The sequence below is a fragment of the Mycobacterium sp. NGS49 genome (assembly GCF_059812565.1).
In genome coordinates this window covers 35,061-57,603 of the sequence record NZ_JCALCX010000005.1, presented here as the reverse complement: position 1 = coordinate 57,603, position 22,543 = coordinate 35,061, and the positions used below count along the sequence as shown (strand labels likewise).

General features: G+C 61.0%; 17 protein-coding genes and 2 pseudogenes. 5 read left to right on the top strand and 14 right to left on the bottom strand.

What is annotated here, in order from left to right:
- Positions 1 to 103: 103 nt before the first annotated feature.
- Together AC5Y7D_RS06510 and AC5Y7D_RS06505 are read right to left on the bottom strand one after the other, a co-directional pair.
- Positions 104 to 922 (bottom strand): S1 family peptidase, encoded by an 819-nt coding sequence (locus AC5Y7D_RS06510; protein ID WP_499922677.1) that lies wholly within the window; start codon positions 920 to 922, stop codon positions 104 to 106.
- A gap of 45 nt (positions 923 to 967) precedes the next feature.
- Entirely contained in the window at positions 968 to 1,735 is a 768-nt protein-coding gene (locus tag AC5Y7D_RS06505) for a TVP38/TMEM64 family protein (protein ID WP_499922497.1), read from the bottom strand.
- A gap of 191 nt (positions 1,736 to 1,926) precedes the next feature.
- Here AC5Y7D_RS06505 and mutA point away from each other — a divergent pair, with 191 nt between their 5' ends.
- The 4 genes from mutA to lipL all read left to right on the top strand — a co-directional run bounded on the left by mutA (position 1,927) and on the right by lipL (position 8,584).
- Positions 1,927 to 3,786 carry a methylmalonyl-CoA mutase small subunit gene (gene mutA, locus AC5Y7D_RS06500; protein WP_499922496.1) on the top strand — a complete coding sequence of 620 codons (1,860 nt, stop codon included), beginning with the start codon at positions 1,927 to 1,929 and terminating at the stop codon, positions 3,784 to 3,786.
- An 8-nt stretch (positions 3,787 to 3,794) separates the two neighbouring features.
- Positions 3,795 to 6,098 carry a methylmalonyl-CoA mutase gene (scpA, locus tag AC5Y7D_RS06495; RefSeq protein ID WP_499922675.1) on the top strand — a complete coding sequence of 768 codons (2,304 nt, stop codon included), beginning with the start codon at positions 3,795 to 3,797 and terminating at the stop codon, positions 6,096 to 6,098.
- A gap of 161 nt (positions 6,099 to 6,259) precedes the next feature.
- Positions 6,260 to 7,234: a methylmalonyl Co-A mutase-associated GTPase MeaB gene (gene meaB, locus AC5Y7D_RS06490; RefSeq protein WP_499922495.1), complete on the top strand. Its 975-nt coding sequence runs from the start codon at positions 6,260 to 6,262 to the stop codon at positions 7,232 to 7,234.
- A gap of 63 nt (positions 7,235 to 7,297) precedes the next feature.
- The gene (gene lipL, locus AC5Y7D_RS06485; protein ID WP_499922494.1) at positions 7,298 to 8,584 is read left to right on the top strand and encodes an esterase/beta-lactamase LipL; all 1,287 of its coding nucleotides are present in this window, start codon (positions 7,298 to 7,300) and stop codon (positions 8,582 to 8,584) included.
- A 32-nt stretch (positions 8,585 to 8,616) separates the two neighbouring features.
- Here lipL and AC5Y7D_RS06480 read toward each other — a convergent pair whose 3' ends face one another.
- The 7 genes and pseudogenes from AC5Y7D_RS06480 to rfbG form a co-directional block, all read right to left on the bottom strand.
- A complete protein-coding gene (locus tag AC5Y7D_RS06480; RefSeq protein WP_499922493.1) occupies positions 8,617 to 8,820 on the bottom strand; it encodes a hypothetical protein in 204 nt (67 codons plus the stop codon).
- Positions 8,821 to 8,886: 66 nt separating this feature from the next.
- A pseudogene (locus AC5Y7D_RS06475) lies at positions 8,887 to 9,001 on the bottom strand (dodecin domain-containing protein); the annotation flags it as partial.
- A gap of 41 nt (positions 9,002 to 9,042) precedes the next feature.
- Entirely contained in the window at positions 9,043 to 10,368 is a 1,326-nt protein-coding gene (locus AC5Y7D_RS06470; RefSeq protein WP_499922492.1) for a hypothetical protein, read from the bottom strand.
- Between the two features lie 16 nt (positions 10,369 to 10,384).
- A complete protein-coding gene (locus AC5Y7D_RS06465) occupies positions 10,385 to 10,774 on the bottom strand; it encodes a hypothetical protein (RefSeq protein WP_499922491.1) in 390 nt (129 codons plus the stop codon).
- Positions 10,717 to 10,943: pseudogene (locus AC5Y7D_RS06460) on the bottom strand (PE family protein). The gene AC5Y7D_RS06465 and the pseudogene AC5Y7D_RS06460 overlap by 58 nt, the downstream one beginning before the upstream one ends.
- 543 nt (positions 10,944 to 11,486) lie before the next feature.
- Positions 11,487 to 11,705 (bottom strand): dodecin, encoded by a 219-nt coding sequence (locus AC5Y7D_RS06455; RefSeq protein WP_499922490.1) that lies wholly within the window; start codon positions 11,703 to 11,705, stop codon positions 11,487 to 11,489.
- Between the two features lie 27 nt (positions 11,706 to 11,732).
- Positions 11,733 to 12,749: a CDP-glucose 4,6-dehydratase gene (rfbG, locus tag AC5Y7D_RS06450; protein ID WP_499922489.1), complete on the bottom strand. Its 1,017-nt coding sequence runs from the start codon at positions 12,747 to 12,749 to the stop codon at positions 11,733 to 11,735.
- Positions 12,750 to 13,447: 698 nt separating this feature from the next.
- Here rfbG and AC5Y7D_RS06445 point away from each other — a divergent pair.
- Positions 13,448 to 15,277 carry a hypothetical protein gene (locus AC5Y7D_RS06445; protein ID WP_499922488.1) on the top strand — a complete coding sequence of 610 codons (1,830 nt, stop codon included), beginning with the start codon at positions 13,448 to 13,450 and terminating at the stop codon, positions 15,275 to 15,277.
- 185 nt (positions 15,278 to 15,462) lie between these two features.
- Here the strand turns inward: AC5Y7D_RS06445 and AC5Y7D_RS06440 are convergent, their stop codons facing one another.
- The 5 genes from AC5Y7D_RS06440 to AC5Y7D_RS06420 form a co-directional block, all read right to left on the bottom strand.
- Positions 15,463 to 16,077, bottom strand: coding sequence for a class I SAM-dependent methyltransferase (locus AC5Y7D_RS06440; protein ID WP_499922487.1), 615 nt, complete (start codon positions 16,075 to 16,077; stop codon positions 15,463 to 15,465).
- Positions 16,078 to 16,342: 265 nt separating this feature from the next.
- The gene (gene rffA, locus AC5Y7D_RS06435) at positions 16,343 to 17,554 is read right to left on the bottom strand and encodes a dTDP-4-amino-4,6-dideoxygalactose transaminase (RefSeq protein ID WP_499922486.1); all 1,212 of its coding nucleotides are present in this window, start codon (positions 17,552 to 17,554) and stop codon (positions 16,343 to 16,345) included.
- Complete coding sequence (locus tag AC5Y7D_RS06430; RefSeq protein WP_499922485.1) at positions 17,551 to 18,003, bottom strand: GtrA family protein; 453 nt, start codon at positions 18,001 to 18,003, stop codon at positions 17,551 to 17,553. The genes rffA and AC5Y7D_RS06430 overlap by 4 nt, the downstream gene beginning before the upstream one ends.
- Positions 18,003 to 18,761: a GNAT family N-acetyltransferase gene (locus AC5Y7D_RS06425; RefSeq protein WP_499922484.1), complete on the bottom strand. Its 759-nt coding sequence runs from the start codon at positions 18,759 to 18,761 to the stop codon at positions 18,003 to 18,005. Before AC5Y7D_RS06425 ends, AC5Y7D_RS06430 begins: the two co-directional genes overlap by 1 nt.
- 793 nt (positions 18,762 to 19,554) lie before the next feature.
- On the bottom strand, positions 19,555 to 20,475 hold the full coding sequence (locus AC5Y7D_RS06420; RefSeq protein ID WP_499922483.1) for a glycosyltransferase family 2 protein: 921 nt from the start codon (positions 20,473 to 20,475) through the stop codon (positions 19,555 to 19,557).
- Positions 20,476 to 22,543: the final 2,068 nt, after the last annotated feature.

Genomic DNA, 22,543 nt, shown 5'->3' with positions numbered 1-22,543 from the left:
GGTGCGACGGCGAGCCGGGTCAACCGGGCCGCCGCCGACTTGTTGCGTGCATATCCGCAAAGACGTCCCGATCGGAAAATTCCTCAGCTCGGGCCGGGCGCCGTCAGCCGGTCACCACGCTCAGCCCCCACTGGTCCAGCCAAGGCCGTATCAGCTCGGCCACCGAGAACGTCGCGGGCGTGGAGCAGCTCGGGTTGGGGTCATTGGGGCGCCCGCCGCGTATGTGTATCCCGACAGCGGCCGCGCCGTCGGGGCGGATGAGGTAGACAGGGCCACCGGAATCGCCGCATTGGCTGGCTGCCAGAAACGCAACTTTGCTCTCGGTGACGTCGGTGATCTGTCCGCATTCCATCCGGCCGGTCCGCATGCCGTACTTGCACAGCTGCTCGCCGAGTCGCAGGTCGCCGGCGACGCCGCTGACCGGCATCGGCCCGGTGATCGACGCCGTCCGCGGAACTTTGTCGGAATCGAGCATCACCAGCCCGATGTCGTGGGCTTCACCACGTGTTCCTTCGCTGACGGTCTGGGTGAACGTCCCCACCGTCTGGTAGGGGACCGAGCCGGCGTTCATGCTCACCTTGCTGCCTTCGCCCGGCCTGTTGCAGTGTCCGGCGGTGAGCACCCCGTTCTGGCCGCCCGCGGTGCGCACCAGAAAGCCTGCGGTACATGCCATCCCGCCGCTGCCGTCGGCGTAGGCGACGGCAATTGCTGTCCCAGGCCCGATCGCGCTCGCCGCCGGCAGGGTTACCAATGGTTGCAGCGGCGCCTTTCGCGGGCCGGGCAGGAACATCGTCACCACGAACGAGGCCGCGCTCAGCAGCGCGACCAGCGACAGTCGCCAGCTATAGGCCCCAGCGCGCTGGGATGCCACCAGTGGCCAGGCCGCCACACCCAGGCACAGCACCGCTCCGGCCGCGAGCATGATCGTGCGCGCTGACGCCAGATGAGCAAGCTCCACGGCGAAGGATCAGGGCGTAGCGGCGGGCTCGGAGACCGGCTCAGCAGCGATAGGCTCGGCGGTGTGCCGGTGGTGGCGGCGGTAATGCCGGATCTCATAGGCCAGGCCACACAACCCCAGTGCGGCGGTGCTCGCCGAGACCAGCACCAACAATGGGTTGCCGTCGCCGGCAAACGCGTTGCCCAGGATCACCACCGCCGCGGTGCCGGGCAGCAGACCGACCACCGTCGCCCACATGTACGGCATGATGCGCACCGCCGAAGCGCCGGCGGCGTAGTTGATCGTCGAGAACGGCACGACGGGGATGAACCGCAGCGACAAGATGGCCAGCCCACCCCGCTCGCTCAGCCGCTGGTCTAGGCGGACGATGGTCCGATTGCGGACCAAGCGGTTGAGCCGCCAACCGGTCGCGCGGATCAACAGGGCCGCCAGCACGGCGCTCGCGGTGCTGGCGGTGACCGCGATGGCCACTCCGATCACCGGTCCGAACAGCAATCCGGCCGCCAGCGTGAACGCAGTGCGCGGAAACGGCGGCACTGTCACGACGGCGTGCACGAGCCAGAACGCCAGCGGGAACCACGGCCCCAGCGACTGCGCCCAATCCCGCATTTCCACGGCTGTGGGCAGCGGAACCAACAACGCCACCGCCACGAGCACTGTGATTCCCACCACGCTTGCGAGCAACCTGGGTAGCGATGCCTGACGCGCGGCCGAGACCAGAGACAAGGCCATGCCACGCACCGTATCGGTGGTTTTGCAGATCGCGGCGGTCGTCACGGCTCCAAGGGTACGGGGCGAAGGTGAATATGGAGTTGCCCCGGGCTGGCGTTTCGCCGCGGTGGCGTTCCGCGCGGCGGCACCTGGATTCCTGGATTCCGGTGCTGATCAATTAGCCTTGTTAGCTAAGCGACAGCCCGGAAGTGAGCCGAAGCAAGACTGGCAATTGCTGCGGAAACAGGAGCAAATCGGTGTCCATTGACGTACCCGAACTCGCCGACCTAGAACAGGTTCGCGGGCGCTGGCGCAGTGCGGTTGCCGGTGTGTTGTCCAAGAGTGCCCGAGTTGATCCCGCCGAGCTCGGCGCCCATCCGGAGCAGCGGCTGGACACCCCGACCTATGACGGGTTCGTCATCCGCCCGCTCTATACCGCGTTCGACGAGCTGCCTGAGCCGCCGTTGCCCGGACAATGGCCCTTTGTGCGCGGCGCCGACGCGGCGCGCGACGTTAAAACGGGCTGGAAGGTCGTCGAGGCGTTTCCCGCGCCCGGCCTGTCGGCCAGTGAGGGCAACGCCGCGCTGCTGACCGCGCTCGGCGAGGGAGTCAGCGGCCTCGTGTTGCGGGTGGGGGAGTCCGGCGTGGCTGCCGATGAGCTTGCGGCCCTGCTCGAGGGCGTGTACCTGAGCATGGCGCCGGTCATCGTCGACGCGGGAGCCGATTATGCGGCCGCTGCCGACGCGATGCTGACGCTGGTTGACCAGGTCGACACGGCCCAGCGTGCGACTGTGTCGGTCGACCTGGGCGCCGACCCGCTGACGGCAACTCTGAGCGAGCGCACCGCTCCGGCGATGCAGGACGTCATCGCGGTTGCGAAACTGGCGACCGACCGGCACGGCGTGCGGTCTATCACCGTCGACGGACCTGCCTTTCACAACCTGGGCGCGACCGCTGCCTGGGAGCTCGGCGCAACGATCGCTGCGGCGGTCGATTATTTGCGGGTGCTCACCGAAGCCGGGTTGCCGGTCCAGCAGGCGCTGCGGCAGATCAGCTTCCGGCTCGCCGCCGATGACGACCAGTTCATGACGCTGGCCAAGATGCGTGCGGCGCGCCAGTTGTGGGCGCGCGTCGCCGAGGTTGCCGGCGATCCGGATGGCGGTGCAACCATGGTCCACGCTGAGACGTCGCTGCCGATGATGACGCAGCGCGACCCCTGGGTGAACATGCTGCGCTGCACGTTGGCGGCCTTCGGCGCCGGGGTCGGCGGGGCTGACACGGTATTGGTGTACGCGTTCGACGTCTCGATCCCGGGCGGCTGGCCGGGCACGGCCACGAGCTTCGCGCGCCGGATCGCGCGCAACACGCAGTTGCTGCTGCTGGAGGAGTCGCACGTCGGTCGGGTGCTCGACCCGGCCGGCGGGTCGTGGTTTGTCGAAGACCTGACGCGGGAGCTGGCCGAGCGGGCCTGGCAACACTTTCAGTCCATCGAGGCACGTAGTGGGTTCATCGCCGCCCATGACTACGTGATGGGGGAGATCAGATCGCTCGCCGCCAGACGCGCCGACGACATTGCGCATCGCCGCATCGCGATCACCGGCGTCAACGAATTCCCTAACCTCGGCGAAACGCCGCTGCCGCAGGGTGATTCGCTGGGCCGCGCGGGACAGGTGCGACGCTACGCCGCCGAATTCGAGGCGCTGCGGGATCGCTCGGACGTCTACCTGGCCATGCACGAGAGGCGGCCGCAGGTGCTGCTGCTACCCCTGGGCCCATTGGCCGAACACAACATCCGCACCACCTTCGCTGCAAACCTGCTGGCAACCGGTGGTATTGAGGCCATCAATCCCGGCACCGTCGAGGCCGCCGGCGTGCGGCAGGCCGTCACCGACGCGGGGTCACCGACGGTGGCGGTGATCTGCGGCACCGACAAGCGTTATCTCGACGAGGTATCCGGCGTGGTTCGCGCCGCGCGCGACGCCGGTATCGAGCGGGTGTACCTGGCCGGGCCGGAACAGGCCGTCGGCGCTGCCGAACATCGGCCGGATGAGTTCTTGACCGCGAAAATCAATGCAGTCGAAGCGCTTTCGGTTCTGCTCACCAGGCTGGGGGCATAACGATGACGATGCATCATGTCGCCGCACAGGCGGCTCCGGCGACAGCGGCCTCGCAAATCGGCAGCTTCGCCGACGTTGCACTGGACAGCGAAAAGGCGGTACCAAGGCCCACGGCGGCGGCGGTCGACGAGCACATTGCCGCTGCGGCGAAGGCGAATTGGTACACGCCGGAACAGTTGCAGTGGCAGACACCGGAGGGCATCGACGTCAAGCCGGTGTACATCGCCGAAGACCGCGCAGCGGCAGAGGGAGACGGCTACCCGCTTCACAGCTTCCCGGGCGAGCCGCCGTTCCTGCGTGGGCCCTACCCGACGATGTACGTCAACCAGCCCTGGACCATTCGCCAATACGCCGGCTTCTCCACGGCCGCCGAATCCAACGCGTTCTACCGCCGCAACCTGGCCGCCGGTCAGAAAGGCCTGTCGGTGGCGTTCGACCTGGCCACCCACCGCGGCTATGACTCCGACCACCCCCGCGTGCAGGGTGATGTCGGAATGGCCGGTGTGGCAATCGATTCCATCCTCGACATGCGTCAGCTGTTCGACGGCATCGACCTGTCATCGGTATCGGTATCGATGACGATGAACGGGGCGGTGCTACCCATCCTGGCGCTGTACGTGGTGGCTGCCGAGGAACAGGGGGTGCCGCCGGAGAAACTGGCCGGCACCATTCAGAACGACATCCTCAAAGAGTTCATGGTCCGCAACACCTACATCTATCCGCCCAAGCCCTCGATGCGCATCATCTCCGACATCTTCGCCTACACGAGCGCGAAGATGCCGAAGTTCAACTCGATCTCGATTTCCGGTTACCACATCCAAGAGGCTGGTGCGACAGCTGATTTGGAGCTGGCTTACACCCTGGCCGACGGCGTCGAGTACATCAAGGCGGGTCTGGACGCGGGCCTAGACATCGACAAGTTCGCGCCGCGCCTGTCGTTCTTCTGGGGCATCGGGATGAACTTCTTCATGGAGGTCGCCAAGCTGCGGGCCGGCCGGCTGCTATGGAGTGAGCTGGTAGCCAAGTTCGATCCCAAGAGTTCGAAATCGCTTTCGCTGCGTACCCATTCGCAGACTTCGGGCTGGTCGCTGACCGCGCAGGACGTGTTCAACAATGTCGCCCGCACCTGTATCGAGGCGATGGCCGCCACCCAGGGCCACACTCAGTCGTTGCACACCAACGCGTTGGACGAAGCTTTGGCGTTGCCCACCGACTTCTCCGCCCGCATCGCCCGCAACACCCAGTTGGTGCTGCAGCAGGAGTCCGGTACCACCCGGCCGATCGACCCTTGGGCGGGTTCGTATTACGTGGAGTGGCTCACCCACCAGCTGGCGGTGCGAGCGCGCGCACACATCGAGGAGGTCGCTGAGCACGGTGGCATGGCTCAGGCGATCAGCGAAGGCATTCCCAAGCTCCGTATCGAGGAGGCCGCCGCACGCACCCAGGCCCGGATCGATTCCGGCCAGCAACCCGTTATCGGGGTGAACAAGTACCAGGTGGTCGAGGACCAAGAGATCGAGGTACTCAAGGTCGAAAACAGTCGGGTGCGCGCCGAACAGTTGGCCAAACTGCAAGAGCTGCGGGCGAATCGGGACCCCGCGGCCGTCGCGTCCGCTCTGGCGGAGCTCAGTCGCGCGGCTGCGGCGAGCGGCCCGGACGGTGTGGGGGCACCTCCCGCCCGCGGGTCAGACGGCTTGGGTAACAACCTGATGGCTCTGGCGATCAATGCCGCCCGGGCCAAGGCGACCGTGGGTGAGATCTCCGATGCGCTGGAGAAGGTCTACGGACGCCACCAGGCTGAGATCCGAACGATCGCCGGGGTTTACCGTGACGAGGTGGGAACAGCCCCCAATATTGCCAAAGCAACCGAACTGGTCGAGAAGTTCGCGGAAGCCGATGGTCGCCGGCCGCGGATCCTGATCGCCAAGATGGGTCAGGACGGCCACGATCGCGGCCAGAAGGTGATCGCGACGGCGTTCGCCGACATCGGATTCGACGTTGACGTCGGGTCGTTGTTCTCCACCCCCGAAGAGGTCGCCCAGCAGGCCGCCGACAACGACGTCCACGTCGTCGGGGTGTCCTCGCTGGCTGCCGGTCACCTGACGCTGGTGCCGGCGTTGCGCGATGCCTTGGCAGAGGTGGGGCGTCCGGACATCATGATCGTGGTCGGCGGGGTGATCCCGCCCGGTGATTTCGATGAGTTGTATGAGGCCGGGGCCGCCGCGATCTACCCGCCGGGGACCGTCATCGCTGACTCCGCGATCGGCCTGCTGCACAAGCTCGCCGACCGGCTGGGCTATGACCTGGATTAGTGTGCGGCATGTCACGGCTTGCATGTTCGCCGCGGGAGCGGCTGCGACAACCCCTAGCGGCTGCGGTGAAAGTCTCGCCGAGACTGAAACCACCGACACCCTGCTCGGCGTGTCGTGTGCCTGATTCTAGTGTCGCCGCGACCGCGGATTGGACCCTCTAGGTGACATCTGTCGGAGAACTGGCCCAGGCTATCCGCCGCGGTGACCGCGCGGCGTTGCCGCGCGCCATCACGATGCTGGAATCCACCCGCGCCGACCATCGCGAGCGAGCGCAACAGCTACTGCTGGCTCTTTTGCCGCACGCCGGCAACGCTCACCGGGTCGGGATCACTGGGGTGCCGGGGGTGGGCAAGTCCACCACTATCGAGGCGCTGGGCATGCATCTCATCGAGCAGGGCCATAAGGTTGCCGTGCTGGCCGTCGACCCGTCCTCGACGCGCACCGGTGGCTCAATTCTGGGTGACAAGACCCGGATGGCGCGGCTGGCGACGCATCCCGACGCCTACGTCCGGCCGTCCCCGACATCGGGAACGCTGGGCGGGGTAGCAAAGGCCACCCGCGAGACGGTCGTGCTGTTGGAGGCGGCCGGATACGACGTGATCCTGATTGAAACGGTGGGCGTCGGACAGTCCGAAGTCGCGGTGGCCAATATGGTCGACACCTTCGTCCTGCTCACCCTGGCGCGCGCCGGGGACCAGTTGCAGGGCATCAAGAAGGGCGTGCTGGAGCTCGCCGACATTGTGGTGGTGAACAAGGCCGACGGCGAGCACCTCAAGGAGGCGCGGATGGCTGCCCGTGAACTCTCCGGGGCGATCAGGCTGATTCATCCTCGCGAATCACTGTGGCGGCCGCCGGTTCTCACGATGAGCGCGATTGAGGGCACGGGGTTGGCCGAGCTGTGGGAAACCATCGAAAAGCACCGCGAAGTGTTGACCGAAGCCGGGCAGTTCGAAGCGCGCAGGCGTGATCAGCAGGTCGACTGGACCTGGCAGATGGTTCGCGACGCCGTGCTGGACCGGGTGATGTCGAATCCCGCGGTGCGCAAGATCCGCCGGGACGTGGAACGTCAGGTTCGCGACGGGGAGCTGACCCCCGCGCTAGCGGCCCAGCAAATACTTGAGATCGCGACCACCTAACGGAAAGGTAAACATGTCCGGGTTCGACCATGGACTCTACGAAAGCGAAGTAAATTCAAGCTCGTGACGGTAGACATCGGAGTCGATCGCCGCGCTGTTCCTTCTCACGGTGCCCCCGACGCAGGGCATGGTGTGTTCGGTGCCGCGGACTCCCAATTCGGTTGCGTCGTTCGTGCTTTTTCCACCATGTTCCCCGGCCACCGCTTCGGAGGCGGGGCGCTGGCGGTCTATCTCGACGGCCAGCCCGTCGTCGATGTCTGGAAGGGCTGGGCCGACCGCGCCGGTGAGGTGCCGTGGTCGGCGGACAGCGCCCCGATGGTGTTCTCGGCGACCAAAGGTATGGCCGCCACGGTCATTCACCGATTGGCTGATCGGGGGTTGATCGACTACGACGCGCCGGTCGCCGAGTACTGGCATGCCTTCGGCGCCAACGGTAAAGCCAAGATGACGGTGCGCGAGGTCATGAAGCATACCGCGGGCCTGTCAGGTCTACGCGGAGCCAGGCAGGAAGAGCTGCTGGACCACGTCCTGATGGAGGAGCGGCTGGCCGCGGCGTCGCCGGGACGGCTGCTGGGTAAACCGGCGTATCACGCGCTGACGTTCGGTTGGCTGATGTCGGGACTGGCCCGGGCGGTCACCGGCAAGGACATGCGGGTGCTGTTCCGGGAAGAACTGGCCGAACCGCTGGGCACCGACGGATTCCATTTGGGGCGTCCACCCGCCGGATCGCCCACTCGGGCGGCCGAGATCATCATGCCGCAGGACATCGCGGCCAACCCGATCCTGACCTGCGTTGTGCAGCGGATCGCCAACCAGATCTCCGGCGGGTATCGCTCGATGTACTTCCCGGGCGTCATCGCGGCGGTGCAGGGCAACATGGCGATGCTGGACGCCGAGATCCCCGCGGCCAACGGGGTCGTGACGGCCCGGGCGCTGGCGCGGATGTACGGCGCGATCGCCAACGGGGGAGAGGTCGACGGCACGCGTTTCCTGTCTCGGCGGCTGGTCGCCGGGCTGACAGGGGAAAAGGTCGTACAGCGCGACCGGAACCTTTTCGTCCCGATGGCCTTTCACCTGGGCTATCACAGTCTGCCGATCGGCAACATCATGCCCGGGTTCGGCCACGTTGGCCTGGGTGGTTCGGTTGGCTGGAACGACCCGGAGACCGGGGTGGCTTTTGCGGTCGTACACAACAGGTTGCTGACGCCGTTCGTGGCCAGCGACCACGCCGCATTCGTCGCGCTGTACAAGATGATCCGCAAGGCGGCGGGCAAAGCACGCAAGCGTGGGTACCGTCCGGTGCACGGGCTGGGTGCGCCATACATGGAACCTGGCGCGCTGACTGGCTAGGCGGTACTGAGCTGCGCCGGCCTGCCACTACGTCAACTTGCCGAGCCCAGTTCGTGATTCCAGCAGAGCAAGCTGCGCGGATAAGGCAAGATCGGGTAGGAGCGCTTCGCCCGAAGCACGACAGATAAAGAGTTGATGAAGCTCGCCCAGGTGTTTGCGGCAATTGCCGCGATCGTGACCCTGTCGGTCGCTGCGCTGAGCTGGATTCTCGTCGAGAAGCCCTCGATGTCGCTCACGTCGCGTCTACTCCGTGGATGGTCGAATCGCGCCGCAGGCGAACGGGAGATGCAAGCCGCCGCGCGCTAGCGGTTCGTGCCCAACGACGACGAATCATCAAGGTGCAGGCCAACTTTCATGGTCACCTGATAGTGCGCTACGGCGCCTTCCACTTTGGTGGCCACGAACGGACTCCACCTCGAGCAGACCATCCTGAATGCTGTGCCGACTCGGGCCGGGTGTCACCCGTTACGCGGACTCCCCCCGGCGCCGGGAACACCGTCAGCGGAGTAGCCATCCGTGCCACCGCGGCCGTGAACTCGGCCGCCGCCGCCGCCGCTTTGCACGCCAGGGCCGGTGCCGCCTCCGCCACCAATGTCGCCGTTTGCTCCATTTACGCCGTTATTGGCAGCGGTGTAGCTCGCGCTGCCGCCTGCACCGCCGCCGCCGGTACCGCCGAACTGACCAGCCCCGCCCGAACCGTTGGTCGCGGGGTTGCCGGCGAACGCCATTCCGCCATCGCCCCCATCCCCAGCCCTGCCGCCGGCTCCTCCTCCGCCGCCGAAGCCTCCGTTGGCAGAAACGAAGGTCTCGGCAATCGTGACTTGTCCTCCACCGCCGCCGTTGCCGCCGTCGCCGCCGAGGGCCGAGGCGCTGCCTGCGACGCCGCCTGTGCCTCCTGCGCCGCCGCCCCCTCCGCCGCCGGCATAGCTGAGGCTCAAGCCTTGGTCTACTACTAACTGAACGGAGCCACCGTTGCCACCGCCCCCACCGTTGCCGCCTTTCCCACCGGCTCCGCCCTGGTCGCTGCCTGCACCCGGCGTACCACCGGCCCCGCCGTTGCCTGCGTGCCCGCCTTGGCCGCCAGGCGTAGCGAAGGTTTGGTTGTTGCTGTCGGCGCCGATGCCGCCATCACCGCCGCCGCCACCCTTTCCGCCGGCGCCGCCGCCGGTGTTGTTGATTCCGTTTCCGCCGGTGCCGCCTTGGCCGCCGTCGCCGCCGCCTTGGTTGCCGTCTTGGGGTTTGGTGGGGTCGTTGGCGCCGGTCTTGCCGGTGGCGCAGTCTCCGCCGGTGCCGCCGGTGCCGCCGGGGCCGTTGGTGGCCTCTGCACCAGCACTGCCGCCGTCACCCCCTACCGCCGGCACCGCCTGCAGGAACGCTCGTGCCGCCTGTGCCGGTATCGGTGCCAGCGTGGTCGCCACCCGCGCCTCCCCGGCCGCCGTCACCACCGGTTCCGCCGTCGCTGATTCCGCCAGCGCCGCCATTGCCGCCGTCGCCGCCGCTGAAGCCGTCCTTACCCAGGCCGCCGTCTGCCCCCGCACCGCCGTTGCCGCCATCGCCGCCGACACCGCCCGTGCCACTACGACCTGCAGCTCCATTTGTACCCAGGAAACCTCCCGTGCCACCGGCTCCGCCGCGGCCTGCCTTTCCGCCGGTGCCACCAGAACCGGCATCTCCGCCGTCAACGCCGGTGGCAGCGGCACCGTAGCCGCCACGGCCTCCGGCACCACCATCGCCGCCGTCACCACCGTGGCCACGCGTGCTGAAGAGTCCGTGAGCGATGCCACCCGCCCCGCCGGTACCTCAACCTCCGGTGCCGCCGTTGATTCCGGTATGCCCCGTAGTACCGGTACTTCCTGTTCTGCCACTGCCCCCGGCGCCTCCGTTGCCGGACAACCAGCCTCCGTTACCGCCACTGCCGCCATTGCCGCCGGTCCCGCTCGCTGTGACGGACGCCCCACCGCTTCCGCCGTTGCCGCCGTTGCCGAACAGTCCGGCTGATCCGCCGGCACCACCAGGTCCGCCGGGAGAGCCGCCACCGCCATTGCCACCGTTTCCGTAAAGCCAGCCACCGTCACCGCCGGTGCCGCCGCCGGGCGCTCCGTTAGCTCCGTCACCGATAAATGGGCGGCCGGTCAACAGCTGGGCGGGGGCGTTGAGGGCGCCAAGCAATTCGGTATCAACAGCCTGCATGGGGTGTTGGTGGCTTCGGCCGCGGCGTAAATGGCGGCTCCGCGGCGCGGGGTCTGCACGAAACGCTCGTGGACGAACGCGACTTGTTCACACACGGCGTGGTAGTCCGCGGCGTGCTGGTCAAGAATTTTTCGATGGCTATCGATATCTCGTCGCCGGCCGCGGACACCAGCTGCGTCGTAGGAACTGAAGCCGCGGTGTTGGCCGCCCGCAGCGCCACCGATCCTTGCGAGGTTCGCCGACGCTTCGGCTATCACCTCCGGAGCGGCGTTTACGTACGACAACACTCACGTATCCGAAATCTAGTCATCCACCAAACGCTGTACGAACATCCGTACAAAGTAGAATGAATAGCTTGGCAGATAATTTTGTTGGTATCAATCACTTCAAATTCATTATTGAAAGCGTCCGGATTCACCTGTAGCGACCGGGCTGAAAAGCCATGGCGTTAAGGATAAATCGCCGCAGGAGGATAGGCAACCTGGTTCGCCCCTTGGCGTGCTCCTGCCGTCGCTACTTTACTGAGCATAGTCGCTAAAATTGACACTTGAAATTCATCACTCCGCGGTTATCGCGGTAAGACTGTGATGAATTAATTCACAATAAGGGAGGCGCACGGACATGGCGTGCGCCCGCGTCGCCCGATTGAGACGCTTTGGCGATCCGGGACAGATCTGGTGCCGAGCGCGGTAACTTTAATGACTCTGCGCTCTTACGACGATGAATCGTCAAGGCGGAAACCGACTTTCATGGTCACCTGATAGTGCGCGACGGCGCCTTCCACCAGGTGGCCACGAACGGACTCCACCTCGAACCAGTCCAGGTTGCGCATGGTCTGGCTTGCGCGTGTCAGGCCACTCTGAATTGCTGCGTCGACTCCGTCTGGTGAAGTGCCGACGATTTCGATCACGCGGTAAGTGTGGTTGCTCACCGTAGGGACCTTACGCGGGCCAGTGGGTCAATTGAGGTCTTCGAACGCGGCGATTTGCTCCTGAGTCACCGCGAGAGGATCAGCGCCGTCGTGTACGCGGCGTTCCCAATCGATGGTCCACGCAACGGCGTCGCGGAACCCGAGTCGGTTATGCCAGCCGAGTTCGGTCTGGGCTTTAGTGGCGTCCAGGGCCAACAGATTCGCCTCGTGAGGGTGCTCGCCGGGCTGGCGTTCCCAACGCGCGCCGCCTCCCCATAGCTGCGCCGCGAGGCTCGCTACCTCGCCCACCTCAACGAAGCTGTCTCTTCCGGGCCCGATGTTCCACTGGCCCGTGCCTGAGCCCGCGAGCAGCGCGTCGGCGATGGTGAGATAACCGTTGAGGCAGTCGAGCACGTGCTGCCATGGTCGAACTGCTTTCGGAAACCTCAGCAGCGGTGCTTGGTCGGTCGCGTAAGCGCGCACCAGATCTGGAAAGAGGCGCTCATGACTGACGTCGCCACCACCAATTACGTTGCCGCCGCGGGCGATAGCCGTGGGGCAACAGGGAAAGCTACGGATCCAGGACTGCGTCAGCAGGTCGGCCATCGCTTTTGAGGCGCTGTAGGGATCAGCGCCACCGAGCGGGTCGGTTTCGACGTAACCGGCTTCCTGGTCGACGTTGCGATACACCTTGTCCGTGGTGATCACGACCTGCGCGCGCACCGACGGGGTGGCGCCTACCGCGTCCAGCACGTTCATAGTGCCCATGGCGTTGGTTTCATAGGTGAAGCGCGGATTGCGATAGGACTCCCGGACCAGCGACTGCGCGGCCATGTGGACGACCACGTCAGGAGCCAACGCCTTGATTACCGAGGCCGTGGCTTCGGCGTCGCGAATATCGACGCGGTGATCGGCGAGTAACTGCTCGGATAGCGTGGCGCGGTCAAAGAGGCCGCCCCCGGGAGGGTCAAGAGCTAGACCGGACACCCGATGCCCACGGCTGAGCAGTAGAAGGACAAGCCAGGGTCCTTTGAACCCGGTATGGCCGGAGATCAGAAAGTGCACAGCTATTGGATTCCCGCCGCCGCGCAGCTTGTGAGGGAGCCGGCTGCTGCGGCTAGATTTGTATGGCGCCCGACTTCACCATGTGTTAGCCGTTCGGTATCCGAATTTGAGATGATAACTCCTAGTGCCAGCGGGGCAACGCAGATAGTAGGGCGAGCGTCGCCAGACCAAAAATACCGAGGCTGCACCTGCCCCTAGAACCTATCAGTGGGGCGCTGACGTGTAGTCGACAGCGACGTAACTCCTCAGTGCATCCGCGAGATCGCCCAGTCCGCGCGGCAGGTCTTGGCCGCGGCAAGCGCAAGTCGCGCTTGAATCCGTTGTGATGTCTGCGCCGCCGTGCTGATTGCGTCGAATATAGACAGGCGATCGCGTTCGCGTGCCAGCAAGGGGTTGTGTTCATTTCATTCAACACACCGGTCTGCTTGTTGTCCGAGCCGATGGCCTCGTACCGAATCATTTGATGTCCGGTCAGAAGCAGCCTCATCGGGTTAGACTGCGGGGCGAAGTTGGGGGGCTCGTGGCTCTCGGGTCGGCATAGCAGAGAGGGCTGGGAGAATTGGTGAAGCGACCCACCGACGTCCTGCGCGGTGTGGGCTCGGGCGTCGCTAGTTGGTGGACAGCGATCGCCAGTGCAGCCGAGCGTGACCTGATGCTAGGTACCGTGTACAACAACGCAGCACGTACGGCGAGTGTGAATGAAGCTGAACGCTGATATCTCTCCACGGCTGTCAAGACCTCAAGATCTATTGGCCGCGCGACAAAACAGCGTCCGAGCATTTGCCTGGGCGGTTACACTTAACACATTGTTATTCGCTGTTGCTTTCAAGATTGCAACACCGATGTACGAAACAAACGACGACTTGATGTCGCAGTCAATAGCCTCGGGGTTCTACACAGGACATCCGGATGAACATTTGATTTTCACGAACGTTTTGCTTGGATGCATACTGAAGGCTCTGTATAGCTTGTGGGCTGGGATTAACTGGTATTTTCTCTATCTCTTGACGGTGCATTACGCGGCGCTCACGGTGCTTGCATTCCTTACGGTTTCACGCCGAATATGCTGGCAAAGCATAATGCTTTATGTGGTGTTCTTCCTGGTTGTCGAGCTGCGTATCTTGCTACATCTTCAATTTACGACCTCGGCCTTCTTGGCCGGACTAGCGGGTTTGTTACTCGTTGTGGATGGATTAATGCCAGCACGTACGCCGAATTGGCCTGAGATACTCGCTGGGCTTCTTTTTCTCAGCGTCGCTTTTATGATCCGCGAAGACGCAGTCTTGTTATTATGTTTAGTCGCCGGACCGTTTGTACTAGAACGCCTGGGGTTAAAGGTATGGAGACGTGCCACGGCAGTTGTCCTAATTGGTGTGGCTTCCTTTCTAGTCTTGCACGAAGTTGACGACTTGGCGTATACCCGGGATTCAGCATGGGCGGAATACATCAGTTATAACAAGATGCGTGGCGAAATCCATGTGACACCTTTAGCCATTTTCATCCCAAAGGCGGACCATGTAGTGGGCTGGACGGATAATGACGGCTGGATGTTTTCGGAGTTCTACTATCCTGATGCAGATATATATGCTGGGACGTCTAAAATGCGACGACTCCTCAATGAGCTAAAGGCGCTGGAACAATCAGAGGGTATGACAGCAATGCCATCTCTGGGAGAGTTTGCTTCCAAAGTACTTTCAGGCGATTCCGGATTTGCTTTGATTCTAGCCCTATTAAATTCCATCTTGTGCATTTACTGGTTAACCGGTTCTCGGCGGCGCATCGCTATCATCATAGGTTGCTACTTTTTGATTTTCATGGCCTTCGATTACTACCTCCTCGTGACTGCTCGGTTGCCTGACCGAGTCGCCTACAATTTTCCTGTATTCTTGCAAACTGCCTGCCTTTACTGGGTGGCCAGCACCCGGCGATGGCACACCACTGATCAAGATGCCCGTTCTAGAGCTGCCGCACAAAGTGCACGCAAGTTGCCACCGAATTATATTCGGGTTGCTCTGGGGATTGGTGCAGTTGGATGGATTGCAAGTTATCTAGTCAACTTGTACTCGCTGGCGGACAGCATCCGGTTGGCGTGCGTACGGAACAGAGATATAAGCAACATCAGCCATCAGATATTTGCTCCAATCCGAACCAATATTCCGATGGGGCAGCGGCCCGTACTGATTCCGTTGCCCACCGATTCTGTGCTCGAGCAGACTCTATTCTTTTATCCATCGGCAGACGAGGTACCATTTGATATCGTGCCGTATGGTTACATTACGCACTCGCCGATCTTTGACAGCGTGTTGATAAGGCATGGGTTACAACAATACTCGACAGCTGTAATCAGCCGTTCTGATGTCTATTTTTTAATGGAGTCGAGATGGATCAAGCACCTCCAAATTTTTTATCGCGAACATTACCAAGTTAATGTTCAGTTTGACCAGGTGGTCAACACCGACGAGATGCCGGAGTACCATGATTTTCATGTGCACCTCTATCGAGCGCATACCTTGGCGGGCAATTCATAAATGCAACCGAATGTCTACGGATAATCTCCAACGTAGCAAGGCGACGTTCTGGCATCTTATGTGCTGCGCGCATCGTTTCGAGACCAAATGTGGGATCTTGCGGCATAAAGTTCCTTGAGTTATGCTGCATGTTAACCCCAAGAAGTTGTCAGCCGAAAGCAATATCTTGCGAGTGAAGAGATTGATTAGTTGATAGTCATGAAGAACCGAGTATAGGGCGGAAACAATTGTGCTATGACCGCTCCGTCTATCCGTTCGAATGCTTGCGATGCCAGCGCTCGATAACCCTTTGGTGAGCGCACATGGCGGCCGCGATCGCACTTTATAAGTAATCGTGCTAGTGGGTTTTGGTGCTCTGCTAAAACCGGATCGACAGTCAGAACGCGCCCGCTGGGCTTCACGACCTCACGCAACAGAAGGAACAAGTCTCTTGCGTGGGCATCATCCATGTGATGAAGCACGCCGGAAATGATTGCAATATCTACCGGAGCAAGTGACCGCGCCTCCTGCGGCCCAAAGTAACCAGCATTGAACACGCCACGGTCGCCGTAGGTTTGACGTGCCCTCTCGACGTACGCGGCGTTAGGCTCCCAGCCGATGTAGTCGACCTCGGGTAGGTGTGCTCGTAGATCTGCCGGGCCGCAACCAATGTCCAGTACGCGTTCCCCAGGACGCGCGCGAACGAATCGACTGGCAAACTCGCGGCGGAGTTTATCTGCCCCCATCCACTGCTGAGCTTTTTCGTAAAGGCCTGGACGCCTCAAAGCTGCGTACAAACCGCGTTCCCGCTCTGACGTCAAAATTACTCCTCGAGTCCGCTACAGCTGGCACGGCCCCCGCAATGTTGGGCCGGCGCGCGATGGTCTATGTCTAGGTTAAACGCCAATCTCCTTTTGTCGAGTTTAGAAACTTGCCGCCGGAAGTTTCAACTCGGCGGGAGTCGGCCCAGACAGTAATAGTTGCGTAAAGCTCGGTTGGGCAGTTGGGCGACGCACCCCGACAAGACGGAATATTGCGCCGGGCGGACGACACATTGTCGGTGGTGAGGGTTCGGCCTACAGGGGCTCAGATGGACTGAGGCGCGGATCTGCCAACAGGTGAAAGGTGTAACAGGTTTCCGCTGGATACGGCCCCACTACGTGCACTGTAGAAATCGGACACTGCACTGGCGACATCTTCCACTTCCGAATCGCTTAGGGCGAAGTGCATAGGCAAGCGAACCAACCGACTACTTATATTATCCGTTATGGGCAAATGAAGACTGGGCATATTGAGGGATTTCACGAATGGCGACGAGTGTAAGGGTACATAGTGGAAGACCGCAAGGATGCCACATGCTCGCAAATGAGAAATTAGTTCACTACGTTCCTCGATGTCCGCCGTCAAAAGGTAGAACATGTGGTAATTGGGGTCACATCCTTGCGGAATTTTCGCAAGCTGGATCAGTCCCTGCGCGACTAGTGGGGTCAACAGAGTGTAATAAAGATCAAAAATCTCCTGACGGCGGGCGGTAATTCTCTCCATATTCTCTAGCTGGCCCACTAAGTACGCAGCGAGCATATCGGAGAGAACATATGACGAGCCAATGTCCACCCATGTGTACTTGTCAGTCTGCCCGCGAATAAATTGGCTACGATTTGTACCTTTTTCACGGAGTATTTCAGCACGATCCGCAAGATTCGGGTCGTTGATAACGATCGCACCGCCTTCGCCGCACGAAAAGTTCTTTGTTTCGTGAAAGCTATAGCATCCCATATGACCAATGGTTCCTAGCCACTTATTCCGGAAACGGGCAAACACCCCTTGTGCCGCATCTTCTACAACAAGCAGCCCATGGCGCTTGGCAATGTCCATGATAGTGTCCATATCGCACGCTACACCCGCGTAGTGTACCGGGAATATCGCACGCGTCCGCGGTGTAACGGCCTTTTCTATTAACCGCTCATCAATGTTGAGCGTATCGGGCCTGATGTCGACAAAAATAGGCGTCGCTCCGCGTAACACGAACGCGTTAGCCGTAGAGACGAAGGTGTACGAAGGGACAATAACCTCGTCGCCAGGTCGTAGGTCGCATAAGAGGGCTGCTAGCTCCAGAGCAGAAGTGCATGAGGTAGTTAGGAGAACGCGGTGGGCGCCAAATTGTTGCTCCAGCATGGCTTGTGCTCGTTTGGTAAACGGTCCATCTCCACTTGCGTGTCCATGCGCAACGGCCTGCCCGACATAGATAAGTTCTGAGCCGACGATTGAAGGTCTGTTAAAAGGAATTCTGATGCTCAACGAAAATCACCTGACGTGTTAAGTGCCGATTTATCACCAGTTGCTTGAAATACCCAGTACCGCTGAATTGTGAAAGCGAGCAGGGGAAAAACAAGAACGACCCCTCCTTGCACGATCTGATGTGGAACGCCTAGGCCCTGCGGCAGTCCCCAAAGTGCTGAGTAGTTGAAAATATAGAGTACGGCATAGCAGCTCAAGAATCGTCGCAACGCGACGATCTGGTCGCCGCGATGACGAAAAGTGACGACGCGATTAGCAATATAACTAAGAATTACCCCAGCGGTGAAGGTAATAGTCATCGCGGCCTCGCTACTCATTATCCGCCACGACAGCAATAAGTAAGCGCCGTAGAGGGCACCGTTCAGGCTGATTCCAACAAAAATATAGCGAATGAGCTGGGCGTGAACTTTGTTAGCCCGGCGCGTTTTTGGGGCGGCCTGATCAGCCATTAGCCACTATCATTCTGGTAACCTTGCTGCCTGAACCACCGGTGATACCACAACTCCACAGATTTGGTAACAAATCCACGTTGTTGGTAGAGGACTTGTGCTCGGACGTTGCGAGCCTGGGTTACTACTTGGACATGCTCAAAGTGTTGGCGCCGGAACCAGGTGAGTGCTGAACCGACCAGAGCGCTCCCGAGTCCGATACCTTCGACAGCAGATGTGATTAGTCCGATCTGCCCCGTAGTTTCGTCAAATCTGTCGCACGTAACATATCCAACAGGGTCGCCCTGCCAATTGACCACCAGCACCTTACTTGTGCTGTCAGCGTAGCTCTTTTCCAGCCACATTTCGTACAAACGGTCGCATTTATCACGCTGGAATCTGTCATCGAAATAAAATCGTGAATCGCGGTAGCTTTCGCGAGTAATTTTTTTCAACGGCCCGAGATCCGATGACTTGGCTGGCCGGATATCTGCGTCATCAGGAATGTGAATGATATCTTCGTTTTGCGAAAGGCGCCGGGAGAACGTTGTGCGGACGTCAACCATGTTGAAGTTGTGATCCTCGGCGCAGCGTATGCTTAAAGCATCGTCGGCTTTCGCGAGAAAATATAGGCAATCTATGTTGTTGGTATCACACCACAGATTTGCCGCGTCCCAAATGTGGGAAGTTAGTTTGTCGGTTCTCAACCGGGCAATCTCTTTTCCGAAAAACTTAGAATCCCATGCTAATCGCTCGCAGTACATTGTTTCAGCCCGCACGATGGTGCCTTCCCGGGGCAGCCGTTCTTGGCTGCCTTCCGACTCGCATGCAAACTACTGACGGCAGTGCTCGCAGGAGAGCTTACTTGGTCACACATCCCAATCGGGCGCATTTCGAGCAGAAGTCGACGAAAATCGCGAGACCAAGGAACGCCGTCGACATAATGAAACAGCGGCTGGCGCAGCGTGTCGCAGCGCGCGCTCTGGGCTTGCGGCGCTGGCCAATCGGTAATGATGGCAGGCAAAATCACGAAAGCGGTCGTTGACCAGGCGCCGAGGAGTTCGTAGCACGTCAAGCACCACGTATAGCTTTGACGCACATGATTACAGCAAGCGATGTAACCTTCTGATCACGCCTGGTCGTGCCGTGCCGTGCCGCGTCGCAGCGAGCGGCCAGCTCACTCGCTTTCAGGGCGTGGCGTTTCACGGCCGTACCGCACCCTGGGGCGGTTGCCGGCACCGTGTCCAGCCGGTTTTCGTACGCGGAGTGGCGCCAAGAGGACCTGCCGCACATCACTCCTCGGTCGAGCCGGATTGTTGCCGCGTCCTTCTATTGCGATTTCAGTGGTTAATGTGGTCGGGCTGGATGCGCACGTTGCCGCATTTCTCAAGACCGTCTATATCAAGAGAGCTGTACAGGCAAAATGCAACACGTATGTAGCCGCTCGCAATTCAATCTCGACTGAAATATCGAGCGTTGTGAAGTTTTTGCATTTTGCTGCAGCATGCTATGCAGTAGTCATCCGTCAAATCGTCGCCGAACAAGGCTGCGTGGTGACTCTACAGTTCTAGTTCAGTCAACCGTTTCACAGACTACGTAGGTTGGCCGATCCATCGTGCGGAAATGCATACGGGCGAGATACTCGCCAATCACGCCGAGAGCAAAGAGCTGCGCGCCGGAGAAGACAGCTATCATCGAAGCTAGAAAAGCGAATCCCGGTACGGCGCTTCCATTGATCAAATAGTTGGCTCCCACGAACGCGAGAATGGAAAATCCAAGTAAAACAAATGCGAATCCGATTATGCTAGAGATCTGGAGAGGCAGCGTACTGAAGCCTGTCATGAGATTGATGGCGTGGCTGAGAAGGCGAGCGACCGAGTAGCCGCTGGTTCCAACCGAACGCGGCTCGTGTCGAACTTTTACGACAGCAAACCTAGATGTTGACCAGGTCAGCAACACGTCGATGGAGACGTTTGGACTGCGGTAATCGCGAAAACCCTCGCGCAACCGAGTGCGGAAAGCGCGGAAGGCGCTCACTGACCGCGCAGTCTCTGCTCCCATGGCACTGGCCAGCGCCAATTTTGTGAATCGCGAGGCAGCGTCGCGCAAGAAGCCATGATGCTCTTGCTGGGGCGCACCGTATACGACATCGACCTCAGGCCTCAGCGCTGCAAGCAGCGGTGCAATCTCACTCACCGGGTGCTGCAGGTCGTCGTCCATCGTGACGACGACTTCGTAACGCGCGGCGCGGATGCCGCAGAGCAATGCGTTATGTTGCCCATAGTTCCGACTCATACGGATGCCGCTTACGCGCTTGTCGGCCGCAGCGAGCTCGCTGATTATCGACCACGAATCGTCGCCGCCGCAATCTTCAACGAAGATGATCTCGAACGACGGCGTGATCTGTTCCATAGCCAACGACAGCTGGCGATGCAGATCCCGTATTGTCAGCGCTGCGCGATAGACAGGTATTACGACGCTCACAGTCAGCACGGCGCTTAGCTTATGCCAGGCGCGCAGCCGCAATCAGGAGGGGAGAGAAGCTGAGCATCAGCGAGGCGACGGTGCGTCCCGCCGTTTTCTACGTCTGTGTTACTGCTGGCCTCGTGCTTGCGACCGCTATGTTGCGCGGCCAGGCAATCGCCGAGTGGGACGTGCTTAACCCTGACGAGGCCGAACTCATGGCTCAAGCGCGAGCCGCAGTCCACTCGCCGGTCCCATACAGCACCTGGGCGACGGGGATCGGCCCCTGCTGGATACTCCTTCTTGCAGGGCTTGGTGCACTCGGCGCACCACTCACCCTCACGTTCGCCCACTTATTATCGGCAGTCTTTGTAGGATTGACGGCTTCCGTACTATTTGTCGTTACTTCGAGGGCCATCGGACCCAGAGCCGCGCAAGTCACGACCGTTGTGTGGTGGTTTCCCATTGCGATGACGTTTCCCGTAGGCGGTGCCACCGATTTCAGTGCGTTGAGTACGGAATATCTACCAACTCTGCTCGTAGTTGCGTCAGCGCTCATACCGCTTCATCAACTGCGCGCGCGGCCCTGGTTATTTCTAGTTGTCGGTGCACTGGCCGGCGTTGCGGTGGGCTCGAAGTATCAGGTGGGACCCATGGCCCTGGCATGGGTCGTGGCGCAGCTGATAGTGCTCCGCCCGAGTTTCAGGCGCGTTGTAACTTCGGCTAGCTGGTGGCTCATTGGCTCTGCGCTGCCGGCGTTAACGATCCTAGTGATCATGGCCGTATCGCCCACGACTAATTGGACTGTCGTCCAACAGATCGTGTCCTTCCTAACTTCTTATACCGGCAGCCACTCGCCGGTGCAGCGAATCGGCAACATCATCGGTGCGCTACAGGGGCCAATGTATTACTTAATCGTATTGACGGCGATATTGGGCTGGTTGTGCTGGCACAGCGATCAACGAGTCAATGTGGCTCGCGGAGTCCTTGTGGCCGGAGGGTTTGTTTCTGTACTCGGGGGGCCTAGCAGTTTTGGCCACTATTTTATAATCGCATTTGGAGCTTTCGGACTAGCTTTCACTTTGCCTCTCAAGGACGGTGTACAGCTGCTACCGCGGCCGTTGACACCCGCTCTGGTCGCGGGAGTGCTAGTTTTCGCTGGTGCGCTGACAATCGCGGACGGATGTGTATCTCATCGCTGGCGGCTGTTGACGCCGCGCGCCGCCACGGTTGCCTTCGCGAAGAGCTCGGTTAAGCGCAATCCTGAGTTGGCCCGCTTATGCCCGCCCGGATCCCCTGCGATGGTTTGGGGCTGGAGGAACGAACTCTATGTCGCCCAAGACTGGCGCGGCACCATCCCTTACCCCGAAGTTCTCAACCTGACCATGAGTGCTGCGAATAAAGCGAAGGGAGAGGCGGTGATCCGATCCGGGATCGATCAAGCGAGATGCGTAGTTGAAACATCCAGCGCATGCTCCGCCTGCGCCCGCCTTCCTGATGAATCTACGCTTTCGAACTTCTATCCAATACTTGCCGAGGAGGTTCGCCAACAGTTTCGACCCGTCACGGTTGGTGGTTGCGACGGGTGCACCGTCTATGTGCGTAGCGTTTCGCCCTGAGACCTGGCCTTGAACGGCAAAGAATTTCGACGGCAACTGAATACTGACCACTGCGCGGCAAGGTGGCTTCTAGTCAACGTCGCAACAGTTGATGGTTTGGTGAGGTGAGCAGCGCGGTGAATAGTTGGGCGGGGACTGCGGTCTTGGAGGGTGTTGCGGGGCCGGTTGTTGATCTCGTGTTCGACGGCGCGTAAGTGCTCGGGTGTGTGGGTGCTGAGGTTGGTGCCTTTAGAGAAGTATTGGCGGAGCAGTGAAGTGGTCCCGAAAAGTTGGACACTTCACGCGACGCGGAGATGACAACACAAGCTCCAGAACTTAGAGAAGTGTTGCGAACCATCCCTAGAAACCACCTTGCCGCGCCGGGGTCAGAATTCACGTGCCGCTGACACTAGCCTCACGAATCTGTCAGCGTGGCAACGTTCGTACAACTCACCCGGGCGCCAGTGCCCAAGATTCGTCGATATCGGGTTGATAGCGCG